The organism is Pseudomonas sp. LJDD11 (genome assembly GCF_024584215.1).
Taxonomy (GTDB): Bacteria; Pseudomonadota; Gammaproteobacteria; order Pseudomonadales; family Pseudomonadaceae; genus Aquipseudomonas.
Map to the genome: position 1 here is coordinate 198,979 of NZ_JANJFL010000005.1, position 21,443 is coordinate 220,421.

Genomic DNA, 21,443 nt, shown 5'->3' on the forward strand with positions numbered 1-21,443 from the left:
TTGGCAACGTGCGTAAATAAAAGATACAGAGTGGAGATTGCCTAAAAACTGACAAATGTCTGTTCCAATCTTTCCGTGGCTCAGAGTGTATCGATAATAAAGAACGGTCAATGGTGCGAGTATGATGTAACGAATGCCGAGGCTTGTTATTTTTTGGATAGAATTTTAGGGAAAAAATTGGCTGATCGCTCATCAGGTTCGTTGCCCATAAGGTAGAAAATGCGGAGTATAAGCCATGTTCTCATTTAATAAAAAAAACGAAATTCTAGGCTACCAGAAAAAAATAACTGAGCTTCAATGTCGTGCTTCATCCTTGGAGCAAAGCCTGGCAGTTATTCGTTTCAAAACCGATGGGCACATTATTGACGCGAGCGATATTTTTCTGGAAACCATGGGTTATGCCCGTGAAGAATTAATAGGTAAACACCATAGAATTTTTTGTGAAAGCTCTTACTATAGCGCTGGTGAGTATAAAAAATTCTGGCAAAGCCTAGCGAGTGGCGAGTCACAAAAAGGGACGTTCAAGCGGCTAAAAAAAGATGGCTCTTTCATTTGGCTGGAAGCTACTTATTTTCCTGTGAAAGATGAAGAGAATAAAACGATCGAGGTCTGCAAAATTGCTTCTGATGTTACATGCAATCAGGAGAACCTTTTGCTTCTTGATTCAGCATATGCCGCTATAAATCGATCAATGGCCGTTATCGAATTCACCCCTGATGGTGTGGTGCTAACGGCAAATGATAATTTTCTCAGTGCTATGGGTTACCGATTGAAGGATGTAAAAGGTCGACATCATAGAATGTTTTGTTTCGACGAATTTTACCAAAAAAACCCCAGCTTTTGGCAGAGTCTAAAAAGTGGGACGTTTTTCGCAGGTCAGTTTGAGCGTAAAACCTCATCAGGGAATATCATTTACCTTGAGGCCACCTACAATCCGGTTATTGATGGAGATGGCGAGGTAATAAAAATAATTAAATTTGCAACTGACGTAAGCGCCCAGAGACACAAGACAGAAGAAATTCGTAAGGCCGCAGAGCTGTCCTTTACGACCGCTGAAGAGACCTCACAAATTTCATTGCGTGGAATTGATTCTCTTGGAAGCTCTATTGCGCAATCCCAAAATACAGTAGGTCTCATTAATGATGCAGTTGCTTTAATTAATCAGCTAAATACCCAGGCCCAAGATATAGAGAAAATAGTCACGACTATTCAAAGTGTGGCAGAGCAGACTAATCTGTTAGCGCTAAATGCCGCCATTGAAGCGGCTCGTGCTGGCGAGATGGGTCGAGGTTTCGCTGTTGTTGCCGATGAGGTTCGTTTGCTGGCAGCTCGTACTAGCCGCGCCACCGTGGAGATTCAGAGTGTGGTTACTGAAAATGGGAAGCTGACTCAGCAACTCAACGTTAACATGAATAGCATCGCCAGTAGCGCCGATGAAAGCAACGATCAGATTGTATCGGTTACTACGATAATGCGTGAAATAAGCGACGGTGCCGACCACGTTGCACGTACAGTATCTACGCTGTTTAAAGAAAATCGTTAGTTTTTGCGTTATTCAAGGCTGATGACGTGATCAAAAAATTGGCCGTTCTATACTGACGGACCACTTCGGAATTAATTTCTCTTATGCCCGCGAGGTCATCGCCGCGCGGGCTCACTTTATTTTTAAGATGTCTTCTTATTTGACGCTCCAGACCTATCGAGTAGGTCTAGGTTTTCGTGGCGTCAGAAATTTAGAGGTCGAGCCTTCCAATTTGCAGACCGAAACGCCCCTTGCACACTAGCGAGTATCGAGTCCGACCGAGCCGTAGCGGAACTGCTGGTCGACCCCATTCGGGTCGGTCAGGGCACAGTACCGCAGTAGCGGTCGCAAACACCACGGTCAATCCACCACTGCTGACGGTCTTGTAGCACCAGTCAACGACACTGACCGGAAATGGAATTTGCGTCTGAATATCCTTAAAAATGCTGTTCCGTTCGGCGCCTGCGAACTCATGCAGCCAAGTGGTAGCCACCGCCTGCGCTAAACAAAATAGCGGAAAAGTCCGCCAACTGACTCGCGCCCCACAGCGCGCCATGGTCTTCGATGATTGCGGTGCTAGAAGGGGCGTCGTCGCGGCAGAGCACCGTCACCGGATCGCCCACCACTCAGCCGAAAATCATCCCGCTCTTGAAGTGATTGATCGCTTTGCCCGCCGCGTCGACGGAGTCGATTTGTAGAAGGTCGCATCTGGGCAAGGTGATTCGCTCGGCCCACCCGATGGATCACTTCGATGCTGTCAACCAGATGGCCGGCATCACCAGTTGGAGCGTGAACCGGGTCGGGTTGTACCTTGAGCAGGAGCAAAGGCTCTTAAGCGCATAGGGTATGATGCCGCGCCCCATTCTCCCTGCCCAACCTGCCGGTTCTCTATGACCTCCAATGCGCTGTATACCGATCTGTCTGGCTACTACGACCTGATGTGCGCCGACATCGACTATCAGGCGCAAAGCCGGGGTATTGGCCGGCTTCATCAGTTGTTCGGCAATCGCGGGGTCAATCATCTGGACCTGGGTTGTGGCACCGGGCCGCATATTCGGCATTTTCTCGATTCCGGCTACCGCAGCGCGGGTCTGGATATCAATCAGCCGATGCTCGATATCGCGGCGCAGCGTTGCCCCGAGGCCCGCTTCATGTGTCAGGACATGGGCGCTTTCACGGTCAGCGAACCGCTGGATCTGGTCACCTGTTTTCTCTACTCCATCCACTACAACGCCGACGTCGAACGGCTCAAAGCCTGTTTTGCCCGGGTGCATGCCGCGCTGGGCGACGGGGGTGTGTTCTGTTTCAACTCGGTGGACAGACAACGTATCGACAACGGCTCGTCGGTGGGCCACACGGCGACTCAAGGCACTAGCCAGTTTTCCTTCGGCTCGGCCTGGCACTACCCAGGCGAAGGTCAGCGGCAGTCGCTACGCCTGCGTATCGACAAGACCTGTGATGGGGTGACCCAGACCTGGCGCGATGAACACCCGATGGTGGCCACCAGTTTCGCCGAGTTGCAGGCATTGCTGCAGCCATGGTTTAAGGTGCATATGTTTGAACACGACTACGAAAAGATCGCCGCCTGGGATGGGGTTTCTGGCAATGCGATTTTTGTTTGTATGAAAACCACTGATTGAACGCGCATTGCTGGCGGGCATGGACGGCGGGGTGAAGGAAACGACAGCTCCAGGAAACTGCGCAGGCAGCATGGCCTGCGGCAGATTCCCGGAGCCGGGGTTTATGTCTGTGCCTGGGTATTTACGCCGGCGCGGCCAGTTTCTCTTCCTTGCGGGGGCGCATGCCCAGTAGCGAAGCGATGACGATCAGCATACCGCCGGTCCACGACACCAGGGTCAGTTGTTCATTGAGCCAGAGGACCGCGAAACAGGCACCGAACAGCGGTTCCATGCCCATCAGCAAGGACGCCCGCGTGGGACTGGTGTGTTTCAGTGCGTAGTTCTGGGCAAAGAATGCGAACAGTGTGCAGAACACCACCAGGTACACGGTTGCTATCCAGAACGACGGCGCATCGGGCAGCGGCGGGATAGCCCCTGCGGTGATCAACAGCAGGAGCAGGCTGCCGAACCCGACCACGCCCACTTGCACTGCAGTAATCGCCAGCGCTGGTATCTTCGAGTTCTGCAGCAGAATCTTGGTGAGGCAGACCATGAAGGCACGCAAGACTGCCGCCATGATCATCAGCCAGTCACCCGGGTTCATCTGCATCCCTTCGGCCCCGGTCAGAAGCACCGCACCCAGCAGCGAAACCCCGGTGATGACGAACATCTCGACGCTTGGGCGTTGGCGAAAGATCAGCCATTCCACAAACGGGGTGAACACCACGCACAGGCTGATCAGAAAGGCCGCATTGCTCGCCGAGGTCTGCGCCATGCCGAAGGTTTCGCAGAGGAAAATACCTAGCAGCAACGTGCCAAGGATAAGCCCGGAAGGCAGCGCGCTTCTCAGGTGTCCGCGCAGCGTGGGCAACAACAGAACGAAGGTCATGATGAAGCGCACACTAAGGAACCCGATCACCGGATAGAACGCCAGCGCGCCTTTGGCGACACCGTAACTGGTCCCCCAGACAATCGCCACGCTGAGCAGCATCAGTTCGGAAACTCTCATTTTTGACAGCGTCATGCTGGCGACTCCATACGGGTGAACGCGATGATCAGGGCATCTCGATAGCCTTCCTCACCCGACTGCGCGCAATCTATTGGCGACACCTCGTGCAGAACCTGCCGGTCGTCAGCGACGATCATGTCCAGGCATCTGGCAAGCATGCCTTCAAATAGCGTGGTGTTGTCTGGTGAAGAGACGCGCGTGATGCCGCCGGTAATGCCGACCCGCCGCACCAGCATCATGATGATGTAGTCCACCCCGTCGCGGTGACGGCCTTCAGGCGTGGGCTTACCCTGCTCGTAGTCATTGGTGACGATACGATAAGGATGCAGGCGGATGTTCCACCGGCAGCGTTGCCCTTGCGCCTCGTCGAATATGCCCGCCATACCGGCGAGCAGTGCGCTGAAGAAAGGGTGGTCGACAAAGCCTTGCTCCAGAGGCGGAAATTGACGTGCGACGCCACCATTGAGCGTGTTGATGTTCTTGGGCTGCTCGTAAGGCGTGTGCGGCAGTTTCTTCAGGCTGCCGCCCTTCTGGAATTCAAATTCGCTGTAACGCCGGTAACGATATGTGCCGTGATCGGCCATGTGCTCGTCGAGCGCAAGCCCCTCCCAGTAAGCGGCAAACTCCTGCCAGCTTTCGTCGTCCAGGTTGAACCAGCGGGCCACATCGGTACTGCGGCCAAATGCCCAGCCTTGGCTACGCAGGTCGGTTCCGAGAATCAATTGCCCGGCGTGGCTCAGGCAAATCTCTGTCGTGAACACAGTCATCAGGCCACTCCTTGCAGTTTACGCACCGGTTGTGGCACGTGCGCACCATGCATATCCGCCAGGCTGCGACTGGCGCGCTCCTGTGCAGTTTCCTTTTCCCAACCGTCCCGGTCGGTCAGATAGAGCGCCGACGAGGCCTGGATAGCGGCAAGCTGAGCGCTGCCGGTGCTGAGCTTGAGCCTTACCTTGCCGTTGATTGCCTTGCTGGTTTGCTGGATGAAGGCATCAATCGAAGCCTTCAGCGGCGAGAACCAGCGCCCTTCGACGGCTTCACGCACCCAAAGCTGCTCAAGGGTGATCTTTTCCCGAATCAGGTCGGCATCCAGTACCGCCGTTTCCAGAGTTCGATAGGCCAGCATGAGCACTGATGCTGCTGGCGCTTCCCTGACTTCGAATACCTTTTCACCACCTTCCAGATGCTCAAGACCACTGTAACGGCCAATCTGGAAGCTGCCGGCCAGATAGTTGGCTTTATGAATAAGCTCCTGCAACGGCAGTACCTGACCATTGAGCGAGAGCGGTCGGCCACCGCGGAACTCGATTTCCATCTCGTCGCACACACGGGGATGGGATGTGCTGGTCCAGGAGTAGATGTCTTCGGTAATGCAGAAATCTTCAGGATTATCCAGCTTGCCGGATTCATACTCGCGTACCCAGAGGTTGGCATCGCCACTCATGCTGCGTGACTGGAACCCGCCTAGCCCGATTGCATTGAGCTCTGCGATCTTTTCCTCTCGGGTAAGCGCCGAATACTCATACGGACTTCCGCTGAAGCCGGTAAAACCGAGTTGCTTGATGGCGCCGTTAAGGCGGCGCAGGCTGTTCTGCGACTGATTGGCGGTATGCAGGATGGCGCCGCAGCCCAGTTTATGCGCCGTCTCCACCGCTATCTGGGCAATGATCGGTCGCGAAAGGGAAGAACTGATCGGGTACATGCCCAGATACTGAGCGTTTGACTGAAGTGCCGGCAGGACTGCTTGCTCCACGAAAGTGCTGCAGCCATCCACCTGCTTCAGCGTTACGCCAAAAAAACCGGTAATTCTCGACAGCTCTGCGTGGTCAATGCCTTCGCCCACATCCACGGCCAGTGCGGTGACTTTGCAGCCGAGCGAGGACAGCTTGTGCAGCAGGTAGGTGCTATCCAGGCCACCGCTAAAAAGAGTCAGGATGTGTTGAGTCCGATGCGATACGAACAGCAGGTCTTCCAGACTACGAACATCCATTCCACGGGCCATTCCAATTATCCTCAAGGCGGGCTGATCTGGACTTTCCTGTCCAGTGCCGGAATTATTGGCGTGACCCGGGCTGATAATTAGCCCTACCTTCAGGACAACAGTTTTGCGCTACGAGAACGAATCTCCTCTTCGGCTGATGCCGCACATGCTGGTATTCGCGAGGGTCGTGGAGCTGGGCAGCTTTTCTGCAGCGGCCGGATCGCTGGGGCTTACACCTTCTGCGGTAAGCCGACAAATCACGGCACTGGAGCAGGCGCTGCGGGTCAAGCTGCTGGAACGAACCACGCGCAAGCTACGGCTTTCCGAAGCCGGTACCGAGATTTTTGCCCACTGCCTGGAAATGGCCAAAGCCGCCCGTTGTGCACAGGATGTGGCGGAGCGCTTTGTCAGCAGTCCACAGGGCCAGGTGAAGATCAGTGCACCGAAAGCCTTCGGCAAGATCCTCATCAGCCCGCTGATTCCTGAGTTCCTGCAGCGTTATCCCAAAGTGGACGTGCAATTGATGCTGACCGATCAACCCGGCCACTTGCTCGACGACTTCGACCTACTGGTGCGGATCACCGACATGCCACCCTTGGGCCTTGCCGCCCGCCCGCTGTGCGATGTGCAGCACGTACTTTGTGCAAGCGAGCACTATCTGGCGCAGGCCGGAACGCCTGCCCATCCGGCAGACCTGGCTTCTCATAGCTGCATCTATCTGGGAGAAACGCCCAGTGATAGTCGGTGGCAACTCAGGCATCTGGAAACGGGTGAAAAAGTCACTGTCGGCGTCAAAGGCAGGTTCTCCAGCAACCATAGCGAGGTACGACTGGGCGCCGTTCGCGCCAATCTCGGTATTGGTTGCCTGCCGATATTCACGGCGGCCGAGAGTCTGTCGAGCCATCGCCTGGTCGAGGTCTTGCCCGAATGGCGGTATGAGACGACTTATCATGGAAGGGCCTGGATTCTCTATCCTCCAAACCGTTACCTGCCGCCCAAATGCCGGGTATTGATCGACTTTCTGGCGGAAAAACTCGCTGAACCCTTGCCTTGCTGAGCAAGCTACCCCAGGTATGCGGCGCTTATCCGAACGGTATTGGTTTTAACTGTGGATAACCCGAAGAGTCGAGTTTTCCACAAGTGAGTTCACTCTCATCCTTACAAATGAACTCGTGGTTCTGATCAATCAGTTGGATCTGGAGGGGGCAGCAGAAAAAATTCAGGTATTGCGCTTACGCCAAGCGACATCTGAGAAGGGCGTACTTAGCTAGCTAACGGTTTGAAATATAAGACATTAGTAAGCTATTCATATCGACGCGGCGATGCCCGCAGAGACGTTTTAATTCCAGAAAGGAATAAAAAACTCGATATCTATTTTTAAATCTAAATAGGCGAGGGTGTCTTAGAGTGCTAATCTAATTGAAAGAAATAAATTTCGCAATCCGAAAAAACAAAAAAAGGTGCGAACATGAGTTCCAAAGCCGCAAAAGAAGCAGGGTCCACACAAGAGCTGGACGACAAGAAAGCCCGTAGTACCGTGCAATCCCTGGCCAAAGGGTTTCGTGTGCTTGAGGCATTTTCTGCCGAGAATGAAGAGCTGACGTTAAGCCAGATTGCCGCTGCGGCTGATCTGGACCCTGGCACCACGTTTCGGATGCTCAATACGCTGGTTGATCTGGGTTACGTGTCACGCATCCCTGAAAGCAGACGTTTCGCGTTGACGCTGAAGATCCTTGATCTGGGTTTTCACGCCATTGCACGCACTGACCTGCGCAGTATTGTCAGGCCTATCCTGCGTACGCTGGTCGGTGAAGTGGGGGAGGCGGCCAGTTTTGCTGTTTTACAGTCGGCTGACGTGCTTTATCTGGAGCGGGTCAGGGCCGGCGTCACGCGGTTGGGTGTCGACATTCGAACAGGCACCACTGTGCCTGCTGCTCAAACTGCAATAGGCCAATCGATCCTGGCCTTTCTTCCCGAAGTTGAAGTCAACCGTATCCTGGCCATACCGCAACTGGCCCCTTTCATCATGAAGCCACATGCCTCGGACGTTCCACTGCATGAACAACTGAGCCAGATCCGTGAACGCGGGTTCATCCTGACCAACTCCTTGTTTACTGAGGGATTGCGAATACTCGCTGTTCCGGTTCTGGACGTGGACGGTTATCCCGTCGGCGCAATCAGTATTGCGGCGCCGACGGTTCGTTGCACGGCTGAAGAACTTGAACTCCGTGCGCTGGCGTTAACCCAACGCGCGGCGAAGTCCATAGGTAAAGCACTTGAAGCCAATGGCAGTGTGGGTGCCAGTACCTACGGGTAGATAAATAGAGCGCTTCTCGCGCTCATCAAAACAACGTGTGAGTGCTCTGTGTTTTTCACGGTGTGTAGGCGCTCGCCCTCTGAAAGTAAAAATAATAAGAGGAAGGATCATGTTGATACAGCAAGTCGCTTCATCGCCTCACGCCGAGGTGGACAGTAAGACGCACGTGATAGAAGGGCAGGCAGGCATTAGTGCCCGGCTTGAACGGTTACCGGTTACCCGCCAAGTGTTCTGGGCACGCAATGTGATCGGCGCGGCCACGTTTTTCGATGGTTACACCGTCATTGCTATTGCCTATGCCATGCCGGTATTGGCCAAAGAGTGGAGCCTGACACCGGGTCAGATTGGCTTGATTCTGTCGGCCGGCTATTTGGGGCAGTTATTCGGGGCGTTGTTCTTTGGCTGGCTGGCTGAGCGTATTGGCCGGATGAAAGTCCTGACCTTCACCATCTTGCTATTCGTTGCCATGGACGTTGCCTGCCTGTTTGCTTCCGGTGCGGTGGCAATGATGGCGTTCAGATTCATACAGGGCATAGGCACGGGAGGAGAGGTACCGGTGGCGAGTGCCTACGTCAATGAGCTGATCGGCTCCAAGAAACGAGGACGTTTCTTTCTGCTCTATGAGGTGATGTTCCTGCTTGGTCTGGTCGGCGCCGGCATTATCGGTTACTTCCTGGTACCGGTGTATGGCTGGAAAGTCATGTTCGCTGTCGGTCTTGTACCTGCTGCGCTGTTGATCCCGCTGCGCTTCTTCCTCTTTGAATCGCCACGTTGGCTGGCATCCAAGGGCCGTGTTGAAGAGGCCGATCGCATCGTGAGCCGGTTGGAGCAGAGCGTTATCAAGTCTGGCAAAACCCTGGCTCCGGTCGTCGAAATGCCCATGGCTGCGCGGCCAAATGCGGCCCAAGGCTGGCGTGAGCTGTTCAAGGGCATGTACTTCAAGCGTTCGCTGGTGATTTGGGCCATGTGGTTCGGTTCCTACATGGTTGCCAACGGCCTGATTACCTGGTTGCCGACGCTGTATCGTCAGCATTTCCATCTGCCGCTTGAAACCAGTCTTGCCTACGGTTTCATGACTTCGGCTGCCGGGGTGGTGGCGGCTGTCATCTGCGCGCTATTGATCGATAAGGTCGGGCGGCGCCGCTGGTACATCGGAGCATTGTTCTGCGCTGCCATACCTCTGGGGCTGCTGGCCGCCACCGGCGCTACTACGCCCTTGCAGATTCTGATGATGGCCGGCCTGGGTTATGCCATGTTGCAGACCGTAACGTTCTCGCTTTATCTGTACTCGGCTGAACTCTTTCCAACGCGTTTGAGAGCACTGGGAACAGGCATTGGCAGTGCCTGGCTGCGCCTGGGGTCGGCCATGGGCCCCTTGGTCGTGGGCGTCGCGATATCCGGAGCCGGTGTGCATTACGTATTTGGCACGTTCGCCATTGTACTGTTGATAACCGGGTGTATTACGGCACTGTTTGCAATTGAAACCAAGGGACGAGTTCTTGAGGAACTATCACCTTGACGCTGTAAGTGATCGTTAAACGCTGTCTTGTAATAAACAACGAAAATTCAAGAAATGCATTGATGTGTTTCTTGCGCCCCTGCACGCGTAGCTGTGGACTATTGGTAAATAAAGAGGAAATAAAAATGAGCACTAAAAATACCATCGACCTTAAAGGCCTTGTTCCTGCCCCTATTACACCCTTTACTCGTGATGGCAAACTTGATTTTGCCGCCATTCAAAAGCTGGGTAGCTGGCTGGGCAGTTTCGAAGGCGTCAAAGGTCTGGTTGTGTTGGGCCATGCCGGTGAGGGCACTTTCTTGACTCAGGCTGAACAGGCTCAGGTGATCCGCGCATTCAGCGAGTCGGTTGAAGGTCGCTTGCCAATTATCGCCGGCATCACTGGCGAGGGCACTCAGGTGGCGGCCGAAGAGGCCAAGCGTGCGGTGGATAACGGCGCTGCCGCAGGCCTGGTTTATCCTTCCCACGGCTGGTTGCGCTTCGGTTATCAAAAAGGTGCTGCCCAAGACCGTTACCGGGCCATTTATGAGCACAGCGGCCTGCCACTGATTCTGTTCCAGTACCCGGATGTCACCAAGGCCACTTACGACCTGGAAACCCAACTGGATATCGCCCGTCAGCCAGGCGTATTCGCCATGAAGAACGGCGTGCGCAACATGCGTCGCTGGGATACCGAAATCCCGGTAATCCGCAAAGAAGTGCCAGACCTGCAAATTCTGACCTGCCATGACGAATACTTGCTGCACACCATGTTCGATGTAGACGGTGCGCTGGTCGGTTACGGTGGCCTGACCCCTGAGCCGTTGATCGAACTGATTGCCGCAGGCAAACGCAGGGACTACCCGGCAGCCCGTGCCATCCACGACAAGCTGCTTCCTGTTACCCGCAATGTCTACCATCGCGGTTCGCACATGGAAGGTACTGTGGCCCTCAAACATGGCCTGGTGACGCGCGGCATTCTGGACCATGCGACCGTACGCTCGCCGCTGCTGCCCCTGGCTGAGGGCGCCGATCAGGAAATCGCGGCTGCTCTGCGTTCTGCTGGCCTGGTTTAAGCGCTGACGCAATGCTGTGCAGGCATTGCGTGACGTCGTGCCATCTGGACGGGGCCTTGTTGATACGAGGCCCTGCCCATAATTCCAAGTTTCACTCGCGACTTTATCAATAGCTCCGTTCTCCCAGAGAGACGAAGTGATATTTGCCCTTCTGGCGTTCAGCGGTTGCCCACTCCCTTAAATAACAACAACAGGGGATATCATGATCATGAACATTCGTCGTTGCCAGGCCATCAGCGTGGCACTTGCGGTCTTGCTGTTTCAATCTCACACGCTGGCGCAAGGTCTTATTGAAGACAGTCGCGCCACTCTTAATTTTAGAAACTTCTACTTTGAGCGTGATTTCACCTCGGCCGCCGCGCGCCCTCAGGAAGCCCGAGAGTGGACCCAGAGCTTTATTCTGGATCTGCGTTCGGGCTTCACCCCTGGCACTGTCGGGTTCGGCGTCGATGTATTGGGTAAATATGCGATCAAGCTCGACGGAGGTGCCGGTCGTTACGGCGCGCTGTTATTACCCAGGGATGCCGATGGTGATCCGGCTGGCAGCTTTGGCCGATTGGGCGTAGCGGTCAAGGCTAAAATCTCGGCCACCGAACTTAAAGTCGGTGAATGGATGCCGAACCTGCCTTTGGTTACCGCTGACGACTTCAGAGCGCTGCCGCAAACCTTCAAGGGGGCGCAACTCTCGTCGCAGGACATCAATAACTGGACGTTGTATGCCGGTGAGTTCACCAAAACCAGCCTGCGTAATGACTCCTCGATGGAGGATCTGGCTTACGCGGGAGCATCCAGCGACTCGTTCAAATACCTCGGTGGTGACTATCGCACCCCATCAAAGAACACAACGCTGCGTCTGTGGGCGGGTGAACTGAAAGATATTTATCAACAGCAATATATCGGTCTGAATCAACGCTTCGCGCTCTCTGAAGGCATCAACCTGAACGCCAACCTGGGCTACTTTCGCGGCCAGGATGACGGCAGTGCCAAAGCCGGTCGGCTGGACAACCGCACCGCTTCTGCCCTGGTCGGGCTGAACGTCCGCCAGCACACGGTGAGTGTCGGTCTGCAGCAGGTCAGTGGTGATAGCGGCTGGATGCGGATTGCGGGCACCGGCGGCATCTACCTGGCCAACAACACGTTCAACCATGCGTTTGACAACCCACGGGAAAGATCCTGGCAATTGCGTTACGACCTGGACTTTACCGGTTATGCAATACCGGGGCTGACCCTGATGACCCGCTATGTCCAAGGCGATCATGTAAAGCTCAGAGGCGTGGACAACGGCTCCGAATGGGTACGTGAAACCGAACTGGGTTACGTCGTGCAGAGCGGCGTGATGAAAAACGTCAGCCTGCGCTGGCGCAACGCAAGTGTTCGCAGGGACTTCAATTCATCGGATTACGACGAAAACCGGATCATTCTGAGTTATCCGTTGAAACTGCTGTAGGGTCCGGGCTTCGATGACTGCCTTGTGGATAAGGCTCTTTTCATGGCTTATCCACACCGTCAGAGTTGCCGACAGCGGCCACCCATGAAGGCTTTAAACCGACCCCTGTCACTCATCCTCAAAGATGAATTCGTAGTTCTGGTCAATCAGTTGCTTGAGATAGTCATCAAAACTGGCGGCAATCACCTTGTAGCTATCCGGGTCGTGCAGGTAGCGCACCACCTGACCCACGCTGCCGCCTGCTGCCGGGTTGAAGTCGATGTATAGCCGCGACGTCCCGCCGTTGTTCATGCACTGCGAAAAGCACAGACGTTCGCCCATGGCCAACTGACCGTCGATGGCAGGATCGAGCAGTTCCGGGTCTTCGTCGACGTAGTCGCCGTACACGTCGGCAATGCTGTCGTTGTATTGCCCGGCCTCTTCAAGGATCTGCTCCACGGAGCTGAGGTAGTAGGGGTACTCGAAGACGTCCGAGCCCAATACCAGTACAAGGACTTCGCCATTGGGGTACTTGCGAAAATGCGTGCCGTCGAGGCGGCCCAGCAGTTCCAGCAGGCTGGCGGGTGCCTGTGGATAACGTGCCAGGAGTCTGCTCAGATCGGCTTCTGAGGCGCCGTGGCTGTGTTTGAGCTGTTCAAGATCTTGCGCAGGCAGGGCCTGGTACAGGCCGGTGAGGTAGGTATCGACGATGGACATGGCTGGGCCTGTGTGCAAATGAATTCAGAGGAGGTACTGCGACCGGCCTTGGGCCTTGCCGGTTCCGCAGGGCACTCACTTATTGCGCGGCTGCAAGATGCTGGCGCAAAACCTTCAGACGTTGCAGCAGGTTCAGAATGTAGCCCCTTTCGATGACCGATCCGTGGTGGCCGTCGCAAAAGCGCTCGCCGCGTACGCACCAGGTCAGCATGCTTTTCAGCTCGTCCAGCGTGGCGTTGGCGACCCGTTGCGGGTCGCCAAGCATGGCACCTGATTCGGCGATGCCGTAGTTGAAGTCTGTCCAGCAGTCTTTGCCAGCTGCGCTGAAGAATGCGTTGACGACGTCGGCATACACCGGCCAGCGCCCGTCGTGATACGAGACAATGGCTTCGATAGGGCGGCCGCCGGGGTACAGAAGCGGCTGAAAACCCAGCAACTCATCCAGGTCGGCAGGTTGTGGATCCAGTTGCGCAGGCATATAGACATCCATGAAGGGGCGGGGGACCTGTCCAGGCGCTCGACAGCTGTTTGCTGCTGCTTGGAGTGGCGAGCGTGGATCAGGTTCCCGGCTGTTTTCAAGGTGTCTTAGCCACCGACGAAGGCCAGCAGGTCTTCATTGAGTTGCTGTGCATGGGTCACGGCGAAGCCGTGGGGGGCGCCTTTGTAGACTTTCAGTTCGGCGCCGGCGATCTGTTCGGCGGCACGTTTGCCGGTCACCTCGAACGGTACGATGCTGTCGGCGTCGCCATGGATCACCAGGGTCGGTACATCGACCTTGGCCAGGTCCGGGCGAAAGTCGGTTGCCGAAAAAGCAGTCACGCAATCCACCGTGCCTTTGAGCGAGGCCAGCAGGGCGATGTTCAGGGTCTGGGTCAGCACGCCGTCGGAGACTTTCTGGCCGTTATCCAGGCCAAAGAACGGTGTGGCGAAGTCGGAGATAAACTGCGCGCGGTCGTTGAGCAGGCCATCCTTGATGCCGTCGAATACTGACTTGTCCACACCCTCCGGGTGGTCGTCGGTCTTGCCGAAGATCGGTGTCACCGCGCCGAGCAACGCCAGGCGCGCCACACGGGAAGTGCCGTACTTGCCGATGTAGCGTGACACATCGCCGCCGCCCATCGAGAAGCCCACCAGGGTGATTTCCTTGAGGTCCAGGTGTTCGATCAGGTCATTGATGTCATCGGCGAAGGTGTCGTAGTCGTAACCTTCCCACGGCTGGGCGGAGCGGCCGAAACCGCGCCGGTCGAAGGCGATGGTGCGATAGCCGCGGCTGCTCAGGTAGTGCATCTGGTACTCCCACATGTCTGCATCCAGTGGCCAGCCGTGGCTGAACAGTACCGGTTTGCCTGTACCCCAATCCTTGTAATAGATCTCGGTTCCATCGCGGGTAACGAATGTACTCATGACAATCTCCACTGATAGGCGGTTGAGAAGTAGTGACCGCAGCCGGGCTGCGGTAATTCACTATGGTTGATGGCGCGGCGGATGGCTTGCACGGATGTGCTGCTTGCGGTGTAGGCATTGTCGCCGTAGGAGACCGCCCGCTGCCTCGGCGCCGCGCTGTCGCGCAGCAAACACGGACCTCCGTAAAACCGGCTTTAGCCGCAAGACTGTTCGGATAAGCGCTGCATGCCTTTGTGGGAGCGACCTTGGTCGCGAAGGCGGCAGGACATTCACAACAAATGCGCCGGGCTTACTGGCCCTTTCGTCGGAATGCCGCCCAGACCAAGGTCGCTCCTACAGGATTTACGAGGTGCTTGTCCCCTGATGCACCGCCGCGCGAATGGCTTCGAGCAGCATGCTGCATGCCGGGTTGTCGTTGTCGCTGCGCCACACCAGGTGCAGTTCGCTCTGGATGCCTTCACCCAGGTTGATGTCGCGGAACACCACATCGCGAAACACCACGTTGGTGGCGCAGCGTGGCACCAGGGCCAGGCCCATGGCGGCGTTGACCAGCGCCAGGATGGTCAGTGACGAGCCCAGCCACTGCACATATTCAGGGGCTACGCCGGCGGAGCGGAACATACCGGTGAGCAGTTCGTTGAATGGTGGGTAGGCCGAGTGCGAGTACATCAGAAACGGCACCCCGGCCAGGTCTTGTACTGCGACCCGTTCGCTACTGGCCAGCGGGTGGCTGGCCGGTACCGCGAGGACGAAGGGCTCGCGCACCAGGCATTCTCTTTCATAACCCGGCTGTAGCAAGGGTGCGCGGACGATGCCTAGGTCGATGCGGCGGGCGCGCAGGGCTTCGTGCTGTTGGGCGGTGTTCATTTCGCTGAGGGCGATCTTCACTTGGGGCTGGCTGAGCCGGGCTTCGGCGATGACCCGTGGCAGAAACTCATACACCGCACTGCCGACGAAGCTGATGCTCACCGAGCCGATGTCGCCGCGGGCTATGCGCCGCGCCGCCAGCGCCGCCTGTTCGGCACGCTCCAGCAAGTGCTGGGCCTCAATGAAGAACGCACGCCCGGCGGCGGTCAATGCAACGCTGCGGGTGCTGCGGGTGAATAACTCGACCCCCAGATTGTGTTCCAGCAACTGGATCTGCCGGCTCAGGGGCGGCTGGGTCATGTTCAGCCGTTCGGCAGCGCGACGAAAGTTGAGTTCCGTGGCCACGGTGGCGAAGCAACGCAGTTGGGCGAGTTCGAACATTGATATCTTCCGGGTATCAATCAAGTGTCAGACTGGATTAGACGGGAACAATAGCAGAGCACATGATCGACGCACCTCCACAAAAATAACCATCGGAGCCGTCCCATGCATTCTGTCCCTGCTCAAGCAGACCCCGAACTGGTCGCCCGCGCGGTCGCCAAGGTCAAGCGCCACGTCCTGCCGCTGTTCGTGGTGATGTTCATCGTCAACTACATCGACCGGGTCAATATCGGCTTCGTGCGCAGCCATCTGGAAACCGATCTGGGCATCGGTGCGGCGGCCTACGGGCTGGGCGCCGGGCTGTTTTTCATCGGTTATGCGCTGTTCGAAGTACCGTCGAATATTCTGCTGCAACGCTACGGCGCGAAGATCTGGCTGACGCGGATCATGTTCACCTGGGGCGTGGTCGCCACGGCGATGGCCTTCGTGCCCAATGAAACCTGGTTCTATATCCTGCGCTTTTTGCTCGGTGTGGCCGAAGCCGGGTTTTTCCCTGGTGTGGTGTATTACTTCACCAAATGGCTGCCAGCCGGTGAGCGCGGCAAGGCCATGGCGATTTTTCTCAGTGGCTCGGCGGCGGCCTCGATCATCTCCGGGCCTTTGTCGGGTGCGCTGTTGAACATCGAAGGGCTGGGCGTGCACGGCTGGCAGTGGATGTTCTTCATCGAGGGCATGTTCTCGGTGCTGCTGTGCGGTTTTGTCTGGTTCTGGCTGGACTCGCTGCCCAAGGACGCCAAGTGGCTGAGCCCTGCCGAGTGCCAGGCGCTGACCGCCTGCATCGACGAAGAGCAGCGCCAGCGTGAACTGGCCAGCGGTGGCGTCGAGGTGCATCAGTCGTCGCTGCGCCTGCTGCGCGACCCGCAGATCCTGCTGTTCTGCTTTCTGTACTTCTCCATCTCGCTGACCATCTACGGCTGCACTTTCTGGCTGCCGAGCATCATCCGCTCGATGGGCGGGCTGGGCGACTTTCAGGTCGGGCTGTTCAACTCGATTCCGTGGATCATCTCGGTGGTCGCGATGTACGCCTTTGCCAGCCTGGCGGCACGCTTCAAGTGGCAACAGGCCTGGGCTTCGGCGGCCTTCATCATTGCGGCGGTGGGGCTGTTCATGTCGACCACCGGCGGGCCGGTGTTCTCCTTCGTGGCGATCTGTTTTGCGGCCATTGGTTTCAAGGCGGCATCGTCGCTGTTCTGGCCGATCCCCCAGAGTTATCTGGATGCGCGGATCGCCGCCGGGGTGATCGCGCTGATCAACTCGGTGGGCAGCCTCGGCGGCTTCGTCGCCCCGGCCACCTTTGGCTACCTGGAACAGAGCACCGGTTCTATTGAGGGCGGGCTGATTGGCCTGGCCTCGGTATCGCTGATCGCCGGCATTCTGGTGTTTATGACCCGCACCCTCAAAGGTCAGGGCAAGGGCGCCAAGCCAGCTCCATCGGCCAGCGCGGCCTGACTTTCCGACCTTCTCCCGCTCGGGCAGTGCGCTGCCCGAGGCGGACGATTTCGCCCTGCTAACGGAGCCACCTCCTTATGAAAATCAAACAGGTTCGTGTCACCCCGATTGCCTTCCGTGATGCGCCGTTACTCAACGCCAGCGGCATTCATGAACCCTATGCCCTGCGCTCGATCATCGAGGTCGAGAGTGACAGCGGCCTGATCGGCCTGGGTGAGAGTTATGGCGATGCGCCGGTGCTGGCGGTGTTGCAGGCCATGCAAGGCAGCCTGGTGGGCCTGGACCCTTTCGACCTCAATGGCCTGCGCACGCGGGTGGTCAAGACCGTGGCGGGCTTGCAGCCGGTGAGCGGCGGGGCCGAGCTGGCACCGGGGTCGCACCCGAGCAAGCAGGTGGCCAATGCCTATTCGGCTTTCGAGGTGGCGTTTCTCGACCTGCAGGCCCGTTCGCTGGGCATGCCGCTGGTCAACTTGCTCGGCGGGGCAGTGCGTCGCGAGGTGCCGTTCAGCGCTTATCTGTTCTTCAAGTATGCCGAACACATCGGTTCGCCTTACAAGCCCGACCGCTGGGGCGAGGGCATCAGCCCGGAGCAGATCGTTGCCCAGGCGCGGACCATGATCGAGGAGAACGGCTTCAAGAGCATCAAGCTCAAGGCCGGTACGATCCTTGGGCCGGAGCATGAAGTGGCGTGCATCGAGGCGCTGCGCCAGGCGTTTCCTGAAGCGCCGCTGCGCATCGACCCGAATGGCAACTGGTCAGTGAACACCTCGCTGCGCATGGCCGAACGGCTGGGCGACGCTCTGGAATACTTTGAGGATCCGTGCCCGGGCCTGGAGGGCATGGCCGAGGTGCACAAGCGCACCGGCCTGCCGCTGGCAACCAACATGGTGGTCACCGACTTCGACGAGTTCCGCCGCAGCGTGGCGCTTAACAGTGTGCAGATTGTTCTGGCCGACCATCACTATTGGGGCGGGTTGCGCGATACGCAGACCCTGGCGCGGATGTGCGACACCTTCGGGCTCGGGGTGTCGATGCATTCCAACTCGCACCTGGGCATCAGCCTGATGGCCATGACCCATGTGGCGGCGGCGGTGCCGAACCTGGCTTATGCCTGCGACACCCATTACCCATGGCAGGAGCCCGATGAAGAGGTGATCAAGGGCGGCAAGCTGCCGATCGTGGGCGGCTGTGTGGCGCTCAGCGATGCGCCGGGGCTGGGGGTGGAGCTGGACTACGACCAGCTGGGCAAGCTCAACGACCTGTACCACAGTTGCGGCATTCGCTCGCGCAATGACGTGACCCAGATGCAGAAATACCGCCCGGACTGGACGGCGCTCAAACCACGCTTCTGAATCAGCAAGCGGGGTCCGGTGCATGACAGGCCAGCGCGGTGCGCGCTGGCAGGTAGGCGTCATGAATACGCGCTACCTCGCCGCTGTCTTGCAGGCTGAGGATGGCCTGGTTGATGGCGGGCAGCAGGGCTGCGTGTTTTTTGTTGAGCATCATGGCCAGCGGCGCTTCGCTGAGCTGGCCGCCGCGGCTAAATTGCGCCGGGTCGATCTGGTGGGTGACGATCAGATAGTTGTACAGGTCATCGACCATCGCCACGGCATCCACCCGTCGTGCCTGTAACAGTTCCAGCAGCGCAAGGTCCTGAGAGGTTTCCAGCTTCATCAAGCGTCCGGCCTCGAACGCCGGGTTCAGACGTGGATAGTTGTAGCCCCGGACCATGCCGATGGTCAGGTTCTGCAAGGTGTCGACCGGCTTGTCCCGGGCCGGGTGATCCTTGGCGAAATACAGGTATTCGCGCACCTTCAGGTACGGCACGGAAAACACATAGCGCTCGGCTACTTCAGGCGTTTGCCAGTTTTTCGATTCGGCATAGCTAAGGTCGAGTTGCTCTTTATCGAGCATAGCCTGCAGGCGATTGACCGGGTAAGACACGAAGCGCGTCTGGATGGCGGCCTTTTCGAGGATTTTCCGGGTGATGTCCACCGCAATGCCTTGCAGGTTCTGCTGCTCGTCGCTGTAGCTGAACGGTCGCCACTCCGAGCCGCCGGCCAGCCAGCTCTGGGCCATGCCGAGGTTTGGCAGGCAGGCCAGCGCGCAGGCCATGATCAGTGTTCGCAAGCCCATGCCTGAATTCCTTTCTAGGTGTCTGCGGGTGGCCCATGATAGGGGCTGAGCATGGCAGGCATGTTATCCACGTCATGAAAGTGCGCAAATTATCCATTCTCTTAAGGGATCAACGGTCACAGCTGTGGGAGCACGTAATGGCGTACCACATACAGCGAGCCCTCGGCGCTCAGGTGGCCGTCATCGATCTGCAGCAGCTCGTCATTACCGCCCAGGCGTGCCAGGCAGCCTTGCCGGTTACACAACTGCTCGATCAACGAAACGAAGCGGATGCTGGTCGGGTCGATGAGGTGCCGGGTGGCCTGGTCCACGGCCATCAAATGCCGGTTCAGGGCCGGGTCGTTGATGTAAGGCTCGCGCTGTTCCCAGTGGCGGTTGGCGATCACGCTGGGCAACGACGGGCTCCACTGTGGCACCGGGCCTACCAGTACGATGTGCTTGACGCCGTAATCCCTCAAGCGTGCCGCCAGGGCATTCCAGGCGGTCTGGTCGTGATTGTCTTTCTGGGCCATGACCACGACGTCCGGGCGTAGCTGCTCGACGCTGTCCCAGGCCAGCCGCGTGGCGTAATCGCAGGCCCGGCCGCTGGCGCCACGCCGGTCTATGGCGGTAAAGCGCGCAGGGCAACTGGCCGAGGTGACCTGATAGAACGGCGTACCCGCTGGCAGCAGGGTACGCAGGCCCAACGACAAGGCTTGGGCATGGGAGTCGCCCCACAGCAGCACGCCACCCTCACCCTGGCGGCGGGTGCAGCTTGCGTCGATCTGTGTTTGACCGCGTTGGGTGAATGCCGAGAAGGCATCGCACTTGAGCCAGTAAGGTTCATAGAGGTTATTTTGCTTATCGACGTAACGCTGGATAAAACGGGCTTTATCAGACGTACTGATGCTGCGCGCTTGTAATACCACCCCTTCGGATAGACTGACCGTCACCCCACCCACAAACACCAGGGTGATCAGGGTCGACAGGGCGGTGAGCTTCCTGGCGGGTGCCGGGCGGCTGTTGCCGCCGGGCTTTTCCATCAGCCGGTAAGAGGCCATGCCCAGCAGCAGGGCGGCACTCATTCCCAGCATGACGTTGCGCGTATCGCCCAGCCAGCCGGCGTAGTTCATCACCACCACCACCGGCCAGTGCCACAGGTACAGCGAGTAAGAGAGGCTGCCGAGCCACTGTGCCAGCGGGTTGCCGGTCACCGGCGAGTCTTGCCTCGCAGCGGCGATCATCGCCCAGGTTCCCAGTACCGGCAGCAGCACCAGGTAACCGGACCACGTCTGCTGAACCTTGATGAAGGCAAAACTGAACAGGATCAGGCCCAGGCCCAGACCCTCAAGCCAACGCTGTTGGGCTGGCTTGAGTTTGACCGGAAACACACAGGCCACCGCGCCGAGCAGCAGTTCCCAGGCGCGGGTCGGCAGCAGATAGAACGCCGGTTCCGGCCAGTACCGCGAGGCTGCCAGGCATAAGGCAAAGCTTGCCAGGCAACCGGCGACAATCCAGCCGCGCAGCGCATTGAGCCCTACCAGCCGCTTGAGCAGCAGCAGGACCACGGGGTAGAGCAGGTAGAACTGCCATTCCACTGACAGCGACCAGGTGTGCAGCAGCCATTTCTCATGGGCATCGGCGGTGAAGTAACCGGCTTCGCGCCAGTAGACAATGTTGGAGACGAAGCCCAGGCTGGCGGCCACGTGTTTGCCCAGCGCGGCGTAATCCAGAGGCAACAGGTAGAACCAGCCGCCACCCAGCAACACCAGGCACAACACCGCCAGTGCCGGGATGATCCGTTGCGCCCGCGAGCGATAGAACTGCACCAGGCTGAAGCTCTGGTTACCCAGACCACGCAGGACGATGCCGGTGATCAGGTAGCCGGAGATGACGAAAAATACGTCGACCCCGGCATAACCGCCGGGCAGCCAGGCCGAATGAAAGTGGTACAGCAGCACGCCAAACACGGCGATGGCACGCAGGCCGTTGATGTCTTTTCTGAAGGTCATGGGAGAGCAACCGGTATTAAGGGCAATACTGTTCAATCAGGTACTGGATG

At 57.5% G+C, this 21,443-nt stretch carries 18 protein-coding genes and 2 pseudogenes; 10 read left to right on the forward strand and 10 right to left on the reverse strand.

All coding sequences use genetic code 11. The features are described 5' to 3' along the window. Positions 1-235: 235 nt before the first annotated feature. A pseudogene (locus NRB16_RS29630) lies at positions 236-1,003 on the forward strand (PAS domain-containing protein); the annotation flags it as partial. 72 nt (positions 1,004-1,075) lie between these two features. Then, positions 1,076-1,543 (forward strand): methyl-accepting chemotaxis protein, encoded by a 468-nt coding sequence (locus NRB16_RS29635; protein ID WP_257106022.1) that lies wholly within the window; start codon positions 1,076-1,078, stop codon positions 1,541-1,543. A 449-nt stretch (positions 1,544-1,992) separates the two neighbouring features. On the opposite strand, the pseudogene NRB16_RS29640 reads toward NRB16_RS29635, so the two are convergent. Further along, positions 1,993-2,217 (reverse strand): annotated as a pseudogene (locus tag NRB16_RS29640) (DUF3592 domain-containing protein); the annotation flags it as partial. Between the two features lie 195 nt (positions 2,218-2,412). Between NRB16_RS29640 and NRB16_RS09160 the strand changes: the two are divergent. After that, a complete protein-coding gene (locus tag NRB16_RS09160; RefSeq protein ID WP_257106003.1) occupies positions 2,413-3,162 on the forward strand; it encodes a class I SAM-dependent methyltransferase in 750 nt (249 codons plus the stop codon). A 121-nt stretch (positions 3,163-3,283) separates the two neighbouring features. Here the strand turns inward: NRB16_RS09160 and NRB16_RS09165 are convergent, their stop codons facing one another. Genes NRB16_RS09165 through NRB16_RS09175 form a run of 3 tightly spaced genes read right to left on the reverse strand, consistent with a single transcriptional unit; the run spans position 3,284 to position 6,152 of the window. Next, on the reverse strand, positions 3,284-4,165 hold the full coding sequence (locus NRB16_RS09165; protein WP_045485437.1) for a DMT family transporter: 882 nt from the start codon (positions 4,163-4,165) through the stop codon (positions 3,284-3,286). Next, entirely contained in the window at positions 4,162-4,917 is a 756-nt protein-coding gene (locus tag NRB16_RS09170) for a 2OG-Fe dioxygenase family protein (RefSeq protein ID WP_045485439.1), read from the reverse strand. Before NRB16_RS09170 ends, NRB16_RS09165 begins: the two co-directional genes overlap by 4 nt. Continuing rightward, entirely contained in the window at positions 4,917-6,152 is a 1,236-nt protein-coding gene (locus NRB16_RS09175) for an argininosuccinate synthase-related protein (protein WP_257106004.1), read from the reverse strand. Before NRB16_RS09175 ends, NRB16_RS09170 begins: the two co-directional genes overlap by 1 nt. Positions 6,153-6,255: 103 nt before the next feature. On the opposite strand from NRB16_RS09175, the gene NRB16_RS09180 reads away from it, so the two are divergent. From NRB16_RS09180 to NRB16_RS09200, 5 genes are all read left to right on the forward strand, one after another. Then, positions 6,256-7,188, forward strand: coding sequence for a LysR family transcriptional regulator (locus NRB16_RS09180; protein ID WP_257106005.1), 933 nt, complete (start codon positions 6,256-6,258; stop codon positions 7,186-7,188). A gap of 411 nt (positions 7,189-7,599) precedes the next feature. Then, on the forward strand, positions 7,600-8,448 hold the full coding sequence (locus tag NRB16_RS09185; protein ID WP_257106006.1) for an IclR family transcriptional regulator: 849 nt from the start codon (positions 7,600-7,602) through the stop codon (positions 8,446-8,448). Between the two features lie 109 nt (positions 8,449-8,557). Further along, positions 8,558-9,967 carry an MFS transporter gene (locus NRB16_RS09190; RefSeq protein ID WP_045485446.1) on the forward strand — a complete coding sequence of 470 codons (1,410 nt, stop codon included), beginning with the start codon at positions 8,558-8,560 and terminating at the stop codon, positions 9,965-9,967. A gap of 125 nt (positions 9,968-10,092) precedes the next feature. Then, complete coding sequence (locus tag NRB16_RS09195) at positions 10,093-11,022, forward strand: dihydrodipicolinate synthase family protein (protein WP_045485448.1); 930 nt, start codon at positions 10,093-10,095, stop codon at positions 11,020-11,022. 208 nt (positions 11,023-11,230) lie between these two features. Further along, positions 11,231-12,469: an OprD family porin gene (locus NRB16_RS09200; RefSeq protein WP_084710217.1), complete on the forward strand. Its 1,239-nt coding sequence runs from the start codon at positions 11,231-11,233 to the stop codon at positions 12,467-12,469. A 108-nt stretch (positions 12,470-12,577) separates the two neighbouring features. On the opposite strand, the gene NRB16_RS09205 is transcribed toward NRB16_RS09200, so the two are convergent. From NRB16_RS09205 to NRB16_RS09220, 4 genes are all read right to left on the reverse strand, one after another. Next, entirely contained in the window at positions 12,578-13,165 is a 588-nt protein-coding gene (locus tag NRB16_RS09205; protein WP_257106008.1) for an SMI1/KNR4 family protein, read from the reverse strand. Between the two features lie 79 nt (positions 13,166-13,244). Then, on the reverse strand, positions 13,245-13,643 hold the full coding sequence (locus NRB16_RS09210; protein WP_052483375.1) for a DUF6508 domain-containing protein: 399 nt from the start codon (positions 13,641-13,643) through the stop codon (positions 13,245-13,247). Between the two features lie 107 nt (positions 13,644-13,750). Beyond that, on the reverse strand, positions 13,751-14,569 hold the full coding sequence (locus tag NRB16_RS09215) for an alpha/beta fold hydrolase (protein ID WP_257106009.1): 819 nt from the start codon (positions 14,567-14,569) through the stop codon (positions 13,751-13,753). Between the two features lie 342 nt (positions 14,570-14,911). Beyond that, entirely contained in the window at positions 14,912-15,817 is a 906-nt protein-coding gene (locus NRB16_RS09220) for a LysR substrate-binding domain-containing protein (protein WP_257106010.1), read from the reverse strand. Between the two features lie 105 nt (positions 15,818-15,922). Between NRB16_RS09220 and NRB16_RS09225 the strand changes: the two genes are divergently transcribed. Both NRB16_RS09225 and NRB16_RS09230 read left to right on the forward strand, forming a co-directional pair. After that, positions 15,923-17,266 (forward strand): MFS transporter, encoded by a 1,344-nt coding sequence (locus NRB16_RS09225; protein ID WP_257106011.1) that lies wholly within the window; start codon positions 15,923-15,925, stop codon positions 17,264-17,266. 77 nt (positions 17,267-17,343) lie between these two features. Continuing rightward, the gene (locus NRB16_RS09230) at positions 17,344-18,618 is read left to right on the forward strand and encodes a glucarate dehydratase family protein (protein WP_253140947.1); all 1,275 of its coding nucleotides are present in this window, start codon (positions 17,344-17,346) and stop codon (positions 18,616-18,618) included. 1 nt (position 18,619) lies between these two features. Here NRB16_RS09230 and NRB16_RS09235 read toward each other — a convergent pair whose 3' ends face one another. Both NRB16_RS09235 and NRB16_RS09240 read right to left on the reverse strand, forming a co-directional pair. Continuing rightward, positions 18,620-19,402 carry an ABC transporter substrate-binding protein gene (locus NRB16_RS09235; protein WP_253140946.1) on the reverse strand — a complete coding sequence of 261 codons (783 nt, stop codon included), beginning with the start codon at positions 19,400-19,402 and terminating at the stop codon, positions 18,620-18,622. Positions 19,403-19,518: 116 nt separating this feature from the next. Then, positions 19,519-21,393: an acyltransferase family protein gene (locus NRB16_RS09240; RefSeq protein ID WP_257106012.1), complete on the reverse strand. Its 1,875-nt coding sequence runs from the start codon at positions 21,391-21,393 to the stop codon at positions 19,519-19,521. Between the last annotated feature and the right edge of the window lie 50 nt (positions 21,394-21,443).